The sequence below is a fragment of the Cognatishimia coralii genome (genome assembly GCF_037478305.1).
Taxonomy (GTDB): domain Bacteria; phylum Pseudomonadota; class Alphaproteobacteria; order Rhodobacterales; family Rhodobacteraceae; genus Cognatishimia; species Cognatishimia coralii.
On record NZ_JBBGAZ010000009.1, the window covers coordinates 1 to 13,219 of the forward strand.

The window sequence follows — 13,219 nt, forward strand, 5'->3', positions numbered from 1 at the left end:
CAGCTAAAAAACCAACCGAAGAGACAAACAAGACCAGATGCGCCCTAACTTCCGGCGCGCCCCGCCTCACTAACCTCAAGAATTTGTCCAGAACCGCGTCGCCGCCGCTCCGGTGAGGGGCGTTCTACGTATAAGGCGCAGAGGGCGCAAGAGGTTTTTTTAGAAATCTGACAAATTTCTGGCTTATCGCCGATGTTTGCCAGTTTTGAGGGCGCCGATAGGTCAGCCGGGCTGCCAATGTTTAGGAAATCTTCAATATCCGGAGCAATTCTTGCCAAAAAATCGCGCGCCGCGTGGAATCAATGCGCGCGGCGCGCCTATTCGGTGCACTTTACGCGCGATTCTCAAGAATCGAGCAGAAGTTCGCGACGCCCGATCCGCCCATATTGAACACCATGCCCAGATTAGCCTTCGACAATTGCATGTCACCCGCCGCGCCGGAAAGCTGTTGTGCGGCCAGGACATGCATCGACACTCCGGTTGCGCCCACAGGATGCCCTTTTGCTTTCAGGCCACCAGAGACGTTCACTGGAAGTTTCCCGTCGGGCAGAACCATGCCCTCGTTAATGGCACGCGCGCCCTGCCCTTTCGGAGCCAGGCCCATTGCTTCATAGATCAGCAACTCGGCGATCGTGAAGCAATCATGGACTTCGGCAAAACTAATATCATCCAGCGTGACACCCGCCGCGCCTAGAGACGTATGGATCGCTTTGGACGGACCTTCAAAGGCCAGAACATCACGCCGTGACATGGGCAGATAGTCATTGATATGAGTCGCAGCGCGGAACCCAATGTTATGGGCCATGTCTTCGGCCACATCATCAGCCGCGAGGATGATCGCAGCTGCACCATCGGAAATCAGGGAACAATCCGTCATGCGCAAAGGAGATGCGATGATTGGGTTGCGATCGGACACAGTATTGCAGGCTTCAAAACCCACATCTTTGCGCAGATGCGCCAGAGGATTGTTCAGAGCATTCGCATGGTTTTTCGCAGCGATACGCGCAAGCGTCGCGGATTGGTCACCATATTCTTGGAAATAGGCCTGAGCAAAACGGGCAAAGATCTGAGGGAAAGACGTCCCCGCCTCTTCTTTTTGATAGGAGGCACTGCCCAGAGCTTCGGTAACACCCTCGGTCGTCTGCGAGGTCATTTTCTCGGCCCCGATCACAAGTGCGACTTTGGCTTGACCCGCCTGGATGGCCGCGCGCGCAGAATAGAGCGCCGCCGCACCCGACGCACAGGCATTCTCAACCCGCGTGGCCGGTGTAAAGCGCAACGCTTCATCCGCATGTAGCGCCAGTGAGGACGCAAACCCATCAGGAACCAGACCGGCGTTGAAATTACCCAACCAAATGCCGTCAATGTCTGCATAGTCGACACCCGCATGGGTCACCGCCTCTTTGGTGACGTCGACGATCATGTCTTCCAAGGTCGACTCGTCGAGACGACCGAATTTAGTGTGACCCCAGCCTACAATGCGCGCATCCATGTAATTTCCTCCATTTTGCAGCCGCAGCGTAACCGCAACAGCGCAATTCTCAACCGTATCGACGTGGCGTCTTAAGGTTCGCTACGTTACGTTCCAAATCGGACGAGTGGGGAAAACCGCCACAAATTCTCCACGACTTCATACTAGTTTTGGCCCAATCCTTGATATACCCCGAAAACAACAGGCAAAGCTTTTCGTAAGAGTGAACAGTAGGATGCAGAATAAAGTCACCAAAGCCATTTTTCCCGTGGCAGGTTTGGGCACTCGGTTTTTGCCTGCAACCAAGTCCGTTCCAAAGGAAATCATGACCCTCGTGGATCGCCCATTGGTGCAGTACGCGATTGATGAGGCCCGGGCGGCTGGGATCGAGGATTTCATCTTTGTCACCTCGCGCGGCAAGGACGCGCTTGAGGATTATTTTGACCGCGCCCCAAATCTTGAAGCCGAACTTGTGGCCAAAGGCAAAACGGAACTCTTGGATATTCTTGAAAAGACAAACATGGGCTCCGGCCAGATCGCATATCTGCGCCAACACAAGGCGCTTGGCCTTGGTCACGCGGTCTGGTGCGCGCGCCGCCTGATCGGAAACGAGCCGGTCGCCGTTATGCTTCCCGACGATGTCATCGCCGCGGAAAAGCCATGTCTTCAGCAAATGGTTGAGGCCTATGCCGATATTGGTGGCAATATGGTGGCCGCGATGGAAGTTCCGGACGAGCAGACCTCATCTTTCGGTATTCTGGATGTGGCGAAAGACGCCAAGGGGCCAGTTCTGCCAGTGAAATCCATGGTCGAAAAACCTGCCAAAGGCACGGAACCGTCAAACCTTGCCGTGATCGGTCGCTATATCCTTGCGCCGGAAATCATGGGCCAATTGGACAATGTGGGTAAAGGCGCCGGCGGAGAGATTCAGCTCACCGACGCAATTGCTGCAGAGATCGCCAGCCCGCGCCCAGTGACCGGCTTTTGCTTTGAAGGCACGCGGTTTGATTGTGGCTCTAAGGCAGGGTTTTTGCAGGCGACCGTGGCGTTTGCTTTGGATCGGCCAGAGTTGCGCGATGATCTGGCGGGCTATCTGAAACAGATCGCGCCGACTCTGTGATCGCGGCGGCGGGGTAATCGGTGTGGCGGGCTGAAGCCCGCCCTACTGCAGATCGCGTAGAACGCTTTCGATGCGAGGGACGTCTTCGGGGTTATTCAATTCCCAGAACACACGCCCTTTGCCTTCGACTTCGACGCAGCGCACTGTGGTGTCATTATAAAGAAACCGCAACTGCTCGAGTCCTTCTAGGGTTTCCAACTGGCTGACAGGCCATGAAGAATAGGCCGCCAAGGCTTCGGGGCGATAGGCGTAGACGCCAACGTGGTGATAGACCGGAATGTCGGTGTCGGGCACCTTGTCCGGATCGATAAAGGGCAAGACCTCTTTGGAGAAATAGATCGCGTGGCCTTTGGCGTTGAACACCGCCGTCGTGCCTCCGACGCGGCCAGCTTTGCGATCTTCGACAAAGTGACCGTAGGTCAGAGCATCGCATTGCAAAACAGGCGTCGCGACCTGAGCCTCTGGGTCAGATTTCATTGCCGCGATGAGATCCTCGACAAACCAAGCGGGTGTCAAAGGCGCATCGCCCTGCAAGTTCACGATCAAATCCGCATCCAGTCCCGCTTTAGCCAAAGCATCTGCGCAGCGCGCCGTGCCATTCTCACAGGACTCTGAGGTCATAATAACTTCTGCCCCAAAGGCCTCGGCGGCGTCTTTAATGCGATCGTCATCAGTTGCCACATAGACGGCATCGACCCCTGCCACACCAATCGCGGCTTCCCAACTCATTTGGATCAGAGACTTCTTGGTGCCGTCCTTCTGGGTCAGCTCCGCCAAGGGCTTGCCGGGATAGCGAGAGGACGCATAGCGCGCCGGGATCAGGATAACTGTCTTCATGCTCAAATCCTCTAGGCCACGCCAGCGCGCAGCAAATCATGGACATGCAATATTCCCACAGGCGCGCCCGAGACATCGACCACAGGCAAAGCCGTAATCTTACGTTCGTTTACAATCGCAAGCGCTTTGGCTGCCAGCATGTCAGGCTCTATTTTGGTCGGATCCGTGTTGGCGATCTCACGCGCGGATTTGCCAAGCAGGCTGTCCATGTTGCGACGAAGGTCGCCATCTGTAATGACACCTTCCAGCTTGCCGTCCGCCACCACGAAGGCCACGCCGAACCCACCGGATGTCATCGTCAGCAGCACCTCAGCCATAGGGTCATCAGGCGCCACGACCGGCAGTTGATCCACACCATGCATCAGATCCGCAACGCGGCTCATTTGGCTGCCGAGTTTCCCACCCGGGTGAAACACCTGAAACTGATCAGCATCAAACCCGCGTTTCTCCATCACCGCCACCGACAATGCATCGCCCAGCGCGAGCGTCAGCGTTGTTGAAGTTGTCGGAGCCTTACCGATCGCGCAGACCTCAGGCGCTTTCGGCAATGCCAGCTTGTAGTCTGCCGCCTGCATCAAAACACTGTCAGGATTAGACGAAATCGCAATCAGAGGAATATTAAAGCGGCGGGTATAAAGCGTGATATCTCGAAGCTCGGCGGTCTCGCCAGAATTCGAGATAAGTATGCAAATGTCATGCGAGGTCACCATGCCCAGATCGCCATGGCTGGCCTCGGACCCATGCACGAAATAAGAAGGCGTCCCGGTGCTTGCCAATGTCGCCGCGATCTTGCGCCCGATATGGCCGGATTTCCCGACGCCAGACACAACAACACGTCCATCGATTCCCAAAATCCGCTCAACAGCCGGCACAAAATCCGACGGCAGTTCCTCGGCCATTTGATAAAGCGCGTCCGCCTCTTTTCGAAGCGCCTGTTTCGCAATGCCCTCAACAGAGCCGGTCTTTGGATCAGACATAGAAGTCCTGGATGGCTTGGCCCATCCACCTCATAACAGTTCGTGATCCTCTATTGGCACGAATTGCTGGTGATTTCCTAGTGCCGAAATGGATGGTGCTTCGCCAACGAAACCTGCACCACGTTCAGCGTTTGACCAAATTCAAAAAGGCTATCTTGCAGGCTCGAAGCCGCTTTCGCATATGGTCTGAGGATTCTGCCCCGTATTTGGCGGTTTTCCCCGAATAAAACAGGAAATCCGCGAGATCCTGATGCGACAAATCCGGATCGACGCTTTCTACACCCTGCTGCTCGAACATTTCGATGAACATGTTTTCCCAAGCCAGTTGGCCCTTCTGCATCTCTTCGGCCGCAATGTGATGCAGGCCTTCTAAAAGCTCGGCGAGGTCCGGGTATGTTTGAACAATTTCATACCACCGCAAAGGCCCAACCTCGTGAAAGATGTCGATGCGCTCTTCCAGCGATGCAGATTTCTCCCAAGCCGCGCGGACTTCGGCGATAGTTTTCTCAGTTTCAAGCCTCACCGATGCGCGCAGAATGTCATTCTTAGTTGCAAAGGCATTATATACCGTTTGCCGTGCCACACCCGCTGCCTCTGCGATGTCACCCATGGTGGTCTTTGAAACCCCATATTTCGCAAAAACCGTCTGAGCGGCGTCAAGGATGCTGAGTTCTCTTTTATTCATAACTTGGGTTTGACATTTCATTGGGAATCCGTCAATTTACAAAAATACATTAAATGTCCAAACCTTCATGGACATCCTCAGCCAGCATATAAAGAGGCTAGCATGCAACTTACGATCAACGGTACATCCCACGAAGTGGACGTCGAAGACGACATGCCACTGCTCTGGGTTCTTCGCGATGAACTTGGTTTAACTGGAACGAAATACGGCTGCGGCGTTGCGCAATGCGGAGCCTGCACCGTGCATATGGACGGCGTTGCCGTCCGGAGCTGTCAGGTCGCGGCAGCCTCTGCCGATGGCGCAGACATCACCACCATCGAAGGGCTGGGAACGCCTGCCTCACTGCATGCCGTCCAAGAAGCCTGGGTCGAGAATCAGGTCGCGCAATGCGGGTATTGTCAGTCAGGTCAGATCATGCAGGCCGCTGCGCTGCTAGACATGAACGATGCTCCAAGTGACGAAGAAATCGACATTGTCATGGGCGGCAACCTCTGCCGCTGTGGCACCTATCCACGCATCCGCGCCGCTGTTCACAGCGCCGCCGCGAAAATCCGGGAGGCATAATCATGGGTCGTCTCCGTACTATCACACGTCGTAGCTTTCTGGTCGGATCTGTCGCCATCGGCGGCGCAGTTGCTTTCGGGACCTATCGCGCTTTTGCACCCTCCGAAAACCCGAACGAAGAGAACCTCGCCAGCGGGTCCGCCACTTTTAACCCTTGGGTTGTCATCGATTCAGACAAGATCACTCTGATTGCAACCCATGCTGACAAAGGTCAGGGTGTTCAATCCGCCCAGGCAGCTTTGATCGCTGAGGAACTCGACGTCGAGTTGGATCAAGTCGAAATCAGCTTTGGCGTCCCAAGTGCAGCCTACGCCAACGGCGGCATGGGAGATGCCATGGCCGGCATCCCACTGTATGAATACAACGCGTCAGTGGAACGCACACGTGGATTTGTGAATGGCGCTCTGCGCGCGGTTTTGCCGATGATGGCAACCGGTGGCTCTTCGGCGATGCCCGACGTTTTCGACAAACTGCGCAACGCAGGCGCAACCGCACGCGAAACTTTGAAGCTCGCAGCGTCTCAGGTGTCAGGCGTTCCTGTAGATCAGCTCAAAACTGCGAAAGGCGCGGTGATCCTGCCCGACGGCTCCGAGCTGAGCTACACTTCACTCGCCGGCACCGCCGCCGAGATCGAACCGGTTCGGTTTGTCCAACTCCGTCAGCCTTCTGAATGGCGCATCCTCGGCAAATCCCATGGCCGGACGGACATGCTGCCAAAGTGTACAGGCACGCTGGAATATGGCATCGATTTCGAAATCGAGAACATGGTGCACGCGACGGTTAAGACAAACCCGAACAAGGGCGCAGCGATGAAGTCCTTTGACGCGGCCGAGGCCCGTCAGATGCGCGGCATTCAGGATGTCTTTGAGATCACCAACGGCGTGGCCGTCATTGCCAACAACACATGGCGCGCGATCAAAGCGGCGAACACGATTTCCTTTGAGTGGGAAAAGCCAAGCTACCCTCTGGAACAGGCCGAACACTGGAAAGTTCTGGAAGAGGCCATTGGCAAAGAAGAGCATCTGAACGCCGAAGCGCGTGAAGTCGGCGATGTTGAGACCGCCGAAGGCACTGAGGTCAAAGGCGACTATCGCTCTCCTTATGTAGCCCACGCGCCGCTGGAACCTCTGACCGCAACGATCCTCGTGACAGATGATCGTGTGGACATCTGGACAGGTCATCAAGTCCAACAGATGGTCGAAACCGTGGTTGCCGAAATCAGCGGGGTCGACGCCGAAAACGTGCATCTGCACAATATGTTCATCGGTGGCAGCTTTGGTCACCGCCTCGAGTTTGACTACATCCGTCAGGCCGCAGAGATCGCAACCAAACTCAAAGGCACGCCGGTCAAACTGACCTATTCCCGCGAAGAAGACTTCGCACAGGACTTCCCGCGCCACATCACAATCGGGCGCGGTATCGGCAAACACAAAGACGGCAAAGTTGTCTCGATGAATGTCGATATCTGCGGGGCTTCTGTGATGGCATCCCAGATGGGACGCATGGGGATGAACCTTCCGATGCCTGATACCCAGTTGCATGAAGGCGCATGGGATTATCCGATGCTGAACCTGAACAACAACCGGGTGCGGTCATTCCGCGTGAACAATCTCGCCCCAACATCGTCCTGGCGCTCTGTGGGTGCTGCTCCAAACGTGTTCATCTATGACACGATGCTGGATGAGACCATTCACGCAGCCGGTGCGGACCCAATGCTGGAACGCATCAGGCTGATGGGCCACGGCCAATCGGTGAAGGTTCTGGAAACCGCGGCTGAGATGTGTTCCTGGAACGGCCACAAGGTCGGACCAAACACCGGCCGTGGGGTCGCCTATGGCTTCAGCTTCGGTGTACCAGTTGCAACCGTTGTTCAAGTCACCAACACACCTGCAGGCATCAAACTAGACGAAGTCTGGGTGGCTGCCGACGTGGGCGTGGTGATCGATCCGAACAACCTCGACAACCTCGCCACTGGCGGCACGGTCTTTGGCCTTGGTCACGCGATCAACTGCGAAATCACCTACGCAGATGGTGTGGCGCAGCAAGAGAACTACTACGACCACGAAGCCATGCGCATCTGGCAATGTCCTCCAATCCACTTCAAAGCCTTGGAGAATATGGAGAAGGTTCGCGGGTTCGGAGAGCCTCCGGTGCCGCCAGCAGCGCCTGCGCTTGGCAACGCAATCTTCGCGGCGACAGGTCAGCGCCTGCGCGAAATGCCGTTCAACAAATTCGTAGACTTCGTGTGAGGCCAGCTATGACAAAGACACTTATCTCTGGCATCGCTTTGGCGCTCTGCCTGTCGACATCTGCCTTCGCCGCTGGCGAAGAGGGTGAAAACGTCACGATCAATCCACCTGCGTCTGTGTCCTTGGAAGAAGGCCTCGCGGCTTGGGATCGCGTCTACGAAGTCGCGTCCCACCCACGCTGTGCCAACTGCCACACCGGCGAAAGTGATCGCCCGATGTGGTCCGGCCCGGCCTATGGCAAGACCCGCGTGCATGGCATGAACATCCGCGCTGGCGAAAGCCGGATCGGCGCAGAGTTCCTGCTCTGCTCGACCTGTCACGCCTATAACGAAGGCGCGAATGACGCACCTCATATGGCACCGCAAGTTGCCATGAACTGGCAACTGGCTCCTGTAGAAGCGGACTGGTTCGGCAAGTCCTCGAACGAGATCTGCACCCAATTGCGCGACCCGGAACTGAACGGGGACCGCGACTATCTGGATCTGGCCAGCCACCTGGATCACGATTTGATCCTGCATTGGGCCTGGAACCCGGGCGGAGGCCGCGAACCCGCGCCTTATAGCCTGCAGGAACATGTAGATGACATTTTGGCATGGGGCGTCGCCGGATACCCTTGCCACAGCGATAATTAAGGAATTGAGAAAATGATTGATGCAAAAGGTCCATATCGTGTCGGTGCCCTCTTCGTGGCACTCAGCGGTCTCGTCCATCTTCTGGCGCTGTTTGTCAGTGGCTTCGCAAGCGGAGCACTGGTGCTCGTGCCCGCGGGAATTGTCTACCTTGGTTTTGCCTACGGGCTGCTTCAGGGATGGCGCTGGCTGGCCTATGTTGTCTTCCTCTTGATGATGGTCGGAAGCCTCGTGGCGCTTTCCTCTGCCTGGACAACACCGTCGGTTCCTACTTGGATTTACCTGACCATTGTCGCTCTGGACTGGCTTACCGTCCTGGCCCTCTTTGGAGCACTCTGGCGAAGCCGCCCCGTCGCGGCGTAAACACGCCACTCTGCATTATCTTCAAATCGCGGGCCTCTCGCCGAGGTCCGCGTTTTTTGTATCCGGCAGGGAAACAACCGAGCTTTCAAGTGTCACTCAATCAAGACACAAAGGCACTTCCGGAGCGGATCACGGGAAATTTAGTAGCCAAATATTAACAAAATAACGGATGTTGGGCTCGGTTGGGGCCTGTGTATGAGGCTATTGTAAAGATGTTTAATCGCAGAACATTTATGATCTCGAGCGCTGCTTTGTTTTCCGCGCCTATTTCGGCGCCGGTTATGGCTGCGCCTGTGACACGCCGATCCATGTGGGATGCATGGGACGCACAGGTGACTCCTGCAAACTTCGATCCTTACAAAACCAACCCCTGGGACCTGCACGCGCGCTTTCTGCCGCAAAAAGTCCGGGTGAACGATGGGCTCTCGCCCGGAGACATTCACGTCGATGCGGTGGCCCGCTATCTCTACCACATCGGAAACGACGGCACGGCGATGCGCTATGGCGTCGCGATCGCCCGCGGAGACCTCTACACACCGGGCGTCTACACCATCCGTCGCAAGGCCAAATGGCCAGTTTGGACCCCAACTGCTGCGATGATCAAACGCGAGCCTCACAAGTATAAACAGCACGCTGGCGGTATGAACGGTGGCCCAGACAATCCGTTGGGGTCACGCGCGCTCTACCTCTATCGCGGCAATCGCGACACTTATCTGCGTATTCATGGTACGCCGACGCCTCGGTCTATCGGCCTGAGGGCAAGCTCTGGCTGCGTGCGCATGGTGATGGCACATATCAACCACCTCTACGAGAATGTAGACCTCGGCGTTCGGGCACATTTTTATTCGCCTGATCCGACTGTCACGGCCCGCAGCTAGGCCGAAATTCATAGCCCAAAGAAAGAGCCGCGGATCCAAATGGATCGGCGGCCTTTTTGTTTCGTTACCTTAAAGTGTGCGCGCCCTAGCTCTGCGCTCGCGTGCAGATCGGATTGCCATTGGCAGTGCGCACCGGCAAATAGGTCGTCTCAATCGGTCCGCGATAGCGATAGAGATAGCAGCCATTGGATGGGTCAATCTTGATCCGGCTTAGATCCTGACCCGGGGCAGCCAGTCGCGCCAATTCCGCCGAGGCTGGACGGTCGTTACTTGAACTCGCCTGATTGGCAGCATCCGTACAAGCGCCAACGGCAAACACGCATATCACAGGTACAAGCCATTTCTGGATCATCGGAGTTTTCCTCATCAAATTGCGCGCCTGCCACCGGGAAAAGACACTAGAGACTTTGAAGACAGGATCAACTTTTCCAGAAAAACGGTGTATTGCACGGGCCAAGCTACCGTTAATCGACAATCAAGTGGCTCATTGTTTCCAGTTCACTGGCAATCAACGTACTCAGATGCTTTCGCTTTCACGCGCCATAGAGAGCTGTTCGGTGATCGCTCGGGCTTCGGCATCAGACATCCCAAGCGCGCGCAATTGCAACATCGCGAAATTATGCGCAGCCTCGCGCCAGCCGACCTGACCGTCTTGGATCAAAAGCATCGTGCTGAGAAGACCGCCGGCCATCTGCGCCCGAAACACCGTGACTTCGGACTTGGAAATCACAAAGCGACCACTTTCAATCCCAGTCATCAATGCCTTTTCAGGAACACCAAACCAGTATTTCTTAAGCTGGCTTTCGCGCAGAGCGAACTCTGTCACGAAGCGGCCAACCTGTGGGTCGTTGTGAAACTCTTCCAGCGGAAAAGCCAAGGCATAGGTCAATTGGATCGCTGGATCTTCGACACCTTCCAAAAGCGCCATCAGCTTTTCGTTGAACTGCTCGGTCACCTGATTGGCAACCTCAGAAAACAACGTGTCCATGTCCGGGATCAGATTATAGATGGTACTGCGCGCGACATTCGCCTCACGGGCAAGCTCAGACACCGAAACGCCTTTGTTCCGTTTCTCGGCGAAAATCTTCAAAGCCGCCGAATACAGTCTGTCTCTTGCTGCGTTCATCGTTTTAAGTCTGTCCCATCGTTGTCATCTTCGGTTTTGCCTGTCTTCGCGGGGCGCTGCAATCATTGATCGGTCCGTCAGTCGATCTTCTCGCGGTGCAGCTTAAAGAAATAAGGTTGATCCATGCCTTTGAAATCCATCCAGCCCAAAACAGAGTCAGGCCCAAGCGAGGCGAAGACATCATTGATGGGCTTTGCATCGTAACACATGGCCGCATGCTGACGTCCGCGGAAACTGATGGTACGCAGGCGCGCTTTGGGCTTACTCGTGCGGATCAGAGGTACAAGGATTGGAAACAGGACAGGCGCCAGAATATCCCGTAGCGGCAGATAGGTCGAAAGTTTGATCGGCAAGAGCGCCGGGTTGACCGAGACTTTCCCCCACAAAGGCACCTTATGTACCAAAGGATGCACCGCATCGGGGCCCTCAAAAGACTTGCCATACCAATAAGAGCTTTCCAGCATCCCATCCATATCGTGATCCGTATCCACGCCCTCGCCATGCCAGCGCCCGAGCATTTGCTCTTGGGTCGCGGGCGGTAGGCTGTCAAACAGGGCCATGGCCTCTTCGGTGGTCATCTTATCGTTCTGCTTTGGCATGGTTTCGTTCCTTACTCCCCGTAACGTCATCTGTGCAGGTCACCCCTAGATCCGAGCGTCCTCTATGATCATATCAGCGGCTTTTTCTGCGATCATGATCGTGGGCGCGTTGGTGTTGCCGCTGATCAGATTTGGCATCACCGAAGCGTCCACGACGCGAAGCCCCTGAACGCCCCGCACCCGCAGCCTCGTGTCCAGAACGGCATCCTCATCCGAACCCATGCGGCAGGTGCCCACAGGGTGATAAACTGTATCCGCCAAATCGCGGATCGCGTGATCCAGCTTTGCTTCATCCGTGATGTCTCCGAAGACCAGCTCTTTCACGACGGCCTTGTTAATCGGCGCGCTTTTCATGATCTCTTGCGTCTTTTTCAATCCGGCTTTCAAGCGGCGGAAATCGGCGTCCGACTCAAGGAAGCGCGGATCAATCACAGGCGCGTCGCGCATGTCTGCGGAGGCCAAGCGCACGCTGCCACGGCTTTCCGGCCGCAAGATGCAGACATGAACCGAGATCCCATGTCCCGGTAGAAATTTGCGCCCGTGATCCTGAATGCACCCCACACCGAAATGCAGCTGGATATCCGGCCAATCCGCCTCGCTTTCAACCGAGAAAAACGCGCCAGACTCGGCGATATTGGACGACCAGAACCCATGCCCGCGCCGCCGATAGGTCCTGATGTCGCGCAGAGACCGCCATACGGTTTGCGGGGAAATCCCCATCACATCTGGGCGATTGACCTTATAGCCCATGGTGACGTCGACGTGGTCTTGCAGGTTTTGACCCACCTGCGCGCGATCCGCTTTCACTTCGATGCCCAGAGCTTTCAAATCCTCCGCCGGGCCAATGCCCGATGCCAACAAAAGCTGAGGCGACTGGAACGCGCCAGCACAGACGATGACTTCGGCGCGCGCCGAGACCGTCTTGAGCTGGCTGCCCGCGTAATACTTCACACCCGTCGCACGCCCGTCTTCAATCACCAACTCCTGCGCATGCGCCTTGGTAATCACATGCAGAGAGCTGCGCTCCATGTTGGGATGCAGATAGGCCGCCGCCGCAGAACAGCGCTGGCCGCGCCGTTCGTTGTGGAACTGGGTGACCTGATACATCCCGGCACCCTGTTGCTCGGGCCCATTGAAATCATGGGTACGCCGAAGCTGAACCGCCTCGCAAGCCTCTAGGAAATCGTCATTGATCGCATAGGGCGTTGGCAAATCCGAAACATGCAACGGGCCGTCAGAGCCGTGCAAATCATCCCCACCGCGCATATTGCGCTCGGACTTCTTGAAATAGGGCAGCACGTCCGACCAGCCCCAGCCGTCGCACCCATTGGCGGCCCAATTGTCATAATCACGAGGGTTCCCGCGAATATAGATCATCGCGTTGATGGCAGAGCTGCCGCCCAACCCTTTGCCGCGCGGCTGATAGCCCACACGCCCGTTCAGCCCAGGCTGTGGCACTGTTTCAAAACCCCAGTTCAGATTGGTCAAACGACCGCCGTGCACAGCGCCAATGACCAAAGACGGCACCCGAACGAAAAGCGATTTCCCTTCGCCCCCGGCTTCAAGCAAACAAACAGAGACCTTTGGGTCTTCGGACAAGCGCGATGCAAGGGTCGCCCCTGCCGAGCCGCCGCCAACGATGACATAGTCAAATTCCATGTTGTTTTACCCTCCGCTTTGGCACGCGGCCTGCGATCTTTTGAAGCCTGAAAAACAGGTGA

Annotated in this window: 14 protein-coding genes; 6 read left to right on the forward strand and 8 right to left on the reverse strand. The window is 56.1% G+C overall.

The genetic code is table 11. From position 1 onward, the window contains the following. Positions 1–331 precede the first annotated feature (331 nt). Positions 332–1,492 carry an acetyl-CoA acetyltransferase gene (locus WG622_RS14350; RefSeq protein WP_339404244.1) on the reverse strand — a complete coding sequence of 387 codons (1,161 nt, stop codon included), beginning with the start codon at positions 1,490–1,492 and terminating at the stop codon, positions 332–334. Between the two features lie 214 nt (positions 1,493–1,706). On the opposite strand from WG622_RS14350, the gene WG622_RS14355 reads away from it, so the two are divergent. Then, complete coding sequence (locus WG622_RS14355; RefSeq protein ID WP_339404245.1) at positions 1,707–2,591, forward strand: UTP--glucose-1-phosphate uridylyltransferase; 885 nt, start codon at positions 1,707–1,709, stop codon at positions 2,589–2,591. Positions 2,592–2,633: 42 nt separating this feature from the next. Here the strand turns inward: WG622_RS14355 and WG622_RS14360 are convergent, their stop codons facing one another. The 3 genes from WG622_RS14360 to WG622_RS14370 all read right to left on the reverse strand — a co-directional run bounded on the left by WG622_RS14360 (position 2,634) and on the right by WG622_RS14370 (position 5,090). Further along, positions 2,634–3,428 (reverse strand): 3-deoxy-manno-octulosonate cytidylyltransferase, encoded by a 795-nt coding sequence (locus tag WG622_RS14360; RefSeq protein WP_339404246.1) that lies wholly within the window; start codon positions 3,426–3,428, stop codon positions 2,634–2,636. A gap of 11 nt (positions 3,429–3,439) precedes the next feature. Beyond that, positions 3,440–4,405: a KpsF/GutQ family sugar-phosphate isomerase gene (locus tag WG622_RS14365; protein ID WP_339404247.1), complete on the reverse strand. Its 966-nt coding sequence runs from the start codon at positions 4,403–4,405 to the stop codon at positions 3,440–3,442. Between the two features lie 124 nt (positions 4,406–4,529). Then, positions 4,530–5,090, reverse strand: coding sequence for a TetR/AcrR family transcriptional regulator (locus WG622_RS14370; RefSeq protein WP_339404248.1), 561 nt, complete (start codon positions 5,088–5,090; stop codon positions 4,530–4,532). A 102-nt stretch (positions 5,091–5,192) separates the two neighbouring features. Here WG622_RS14370 and WG622_RS14375 point away from each other — a divergent pair, with 102 nt between their 5' ends. The 5 genes from WG622_RS14375 to WG622_RS14395 all read left to right on the forward strand — a co-directional run bounded on the left by WG622_RS14375 (position 5,193) and on the right by WG622_RS14395 (position 9,773). Beyond that, complete coding sequence (locus tag WG622_RS14375; RefSeq protein ID WP_209357612.1) at positions 5,193–5,654, forward strand: (2Fe-2S)-binding protein; 462 nt, start codon at positions 5,193–5,195, stop codon at positions 5,652–5,654. A 2-nt stretch (positions 5,655–5,656) separates the two neighbouring features. After that, complete coding sequence (locus tag WG622_RS14380) at positions 5,657–7,903, forward strand: xanthine dehydrogenase family protein molybdopterin-binding subunit (protein WP_339404249.1); 2,247 nt, start codon at positions 5,657–5,659, stop codon at positions 7,901–7,903. An 8-nt stretch (positions 7,904–7,911) separates the two neighbouring features. After that, positions 7,912–8,535 carry a hypothetical protein gene (locus WG622_RS14385; RefSeq protein WP_339404250.1) on the forward strand — a complete coding sequence of 208 codons (624 nt, stop codon included), beginning with the start codon at positions 7,912–7,914 and terminating at the stop codon, positions 8,533–8,535. A 12-nt stretch (positions 8,536–8,547) separates the two neighbouring features. Further along, positions 8,548–8,895 (forward strand): hypothetical protein, encoded by a 348-nt coding sequence (locus WG622_RS14390; RefSeq protein WP_209357615.1) that lies wholly within the window; start codon positions 8,548–8,550, stop codon positions 8,893–8,895. A gap of 212 nt (positions 8,896–9,107) precedes the next feature. After that, positions 9,108–9,773, forward strand: a complete 666-nt coding sequence (locus WG622_RS14395) for a L,D-transpeptidase (RefSeq protein ID WP_209357616.1) — start codon at positions 9,108–9,110, stop codon at positions 9,771–9,773. 85 nt (positions 9,774–9,858) lie between these two features. Here the strand turns inward: WG622_RS14395 and WG622_RS14400 are convergent, their stop codons facing one another. The 4 genes from WG622_RS14400 to WG622_RS14415 form a co-directional block, all read right to left on the reverse strand. Then, positions 9,859–10,125 (reverse strand): hypothetical protein, encoded by a 267-nt coding sequence (locus WG622_RS14400; protein ID WP_209357617.1) that lies wholly within the window; start codon positions 10,123–10,125, stop codon positions 9,859–9,861. Positions 10,126–10,290: 165 nt separating this feature from the next. Beyond that, positions 10,291–10,899 (reverse strand): TetR/AcrR family transcriptional regulator, encoded by a 609-nt coding sequence (locus WG622_RS14405; protein WP_339404251.1) that lies wholly within the window; start codon positions 10,897–10,899, stop codon positions 10,291–10,293. Between the two features lie 77 nt (positions 10,900–10,976). Beyond that, positions 10,977–11,498: a GXWXG domain-containing protein gene (locus tag WG622_RS14410; protein ID WP_339404252.1), complete on the reverse strand. Its 522-nt coding sequence runs from the start codon at positions 11,496–11,498 to the stop codon at positions 10,977–10,979. A 45-nt stretch (positions 11,499–11,543) separates the two neighbouring features. Then, positions 11,544–13,157, reverse strand: a complete 1,614-nt coding sequence (locus WG622_RS14415; protein ID WP_339404253.1) for a GMC family oxidoreductase — start codon at positions 13,155–13,157, stop codon at positions 11,544–11,546. Positions 13,158–13,219: the final 62 nt, after the last annotated feature.

What these genes read in the sequence shown, in the direction of transcription:
- WG622_RS14350 (WP_339404244.1), bottom strand. Translation starts at nt 1,492, where the DNA reads ATGGATGCGCGCATTGTAGGCTGGGGTCACACTAAATTCGGTCGTCTC.
- WG622_RS14355 (WP_339404245.1), top strand. Translation starts at nt 1,707, where the DNA reads ATGCAGAATAAAGTCACCAAAGCCATTTTTCCCGTGGCAGGTTTGGGC.
- WG622_RS14360 (WP_339404246.1), bottom strand. Translation starts at nt 3,428, where the DNA reads ATGAAGACAGTTATCCTGATCCCGGCGCGCTATGCGTCCTCTCGCTAT.
- WG622_RS14365 (WP_339404247.1), bottom strand. Translation starts at nt 4,405, where the DNA reads ATGTCTGATCCAAAGACCGGCTCTGTTGAGGGCATTGCGAAACAGGCG.
- WG622_RS14370 (WP_339404248.1), bottom strand. Translation starts at nt 5,090, where the DNA reads ATGAATAAAAGAGAACTCAGCATCCTTGACGCCGCTCAGACGGTTTTT.
- WG622_RS14375 (WP_209357612.1), top strand. Translation starts at nt 5,193, where the DNA reads ATGCAACTTACGATCAACGGTACATCCCACGAAGTGGACGTCGAAGAC.
- WG622_RS14380 (WP_339404249.1), top strand. Translation starts at nt 5,657, where the DNA reads ATGGGTCGTCTCCGTACTATCACACGTCGTAGCTTTCTGGTCGGATCT.
- WG622_RS14385 (WP_339404250.1), top strand. Translation starts at nt 7,912, where the DNA reads ATGACAAAGACACTTATCTCTGGCATCGCTTTGGCGCTCTGCCTGTCG.
- WG622_RS14390 (WP_209357615.1), top strand. Translation starts at nt 8,548, where the DNA reads ATGATTGATGCAAAAGGTCCATATCGTGTCGGTGCCCTCTTCGTGGCA.
- WG622_RS14395 (WP_209357616.1), top strand. Translation starts at nt 9,108, where the DNA reads ATGTTTAATCGCAGAACATTTATGATCTCGAGCGCTGCTTTGTTTTCC.
- WG622_RS14400 (WP_209357617.1), bottom strand. Translation starts at nt 10,125, where the DNA reads ATGATCCAGAAATGGCTTGTACCTGTGATATGCGTGTTTGCCGTTGGC.
- WG622_RS14405 (WP_339404251.1), bottom strand. Translation starts at nt 10,899, where the DNA reads ATGAACGCAGCAAGAGACAGACTGTATTCGGCGGCTTTGAAGATTTTC.
- WG622_RS14410 (WP_339404252.1), bottom strand. Translation starts at nt 11,498, where the DNA reads ATGCCAAAGCAGAACGATAAGATGACCACCGAAGAGGCCATGGCCCTG.
- WG622_RS14415 (WP_339404253.1), bottom strand. Translation starts at nt 13,157, where the DNA reads ATGGAATTTGACTATGTCATCGTTGGCGGCGGCTCGGCAGGGGCGACC.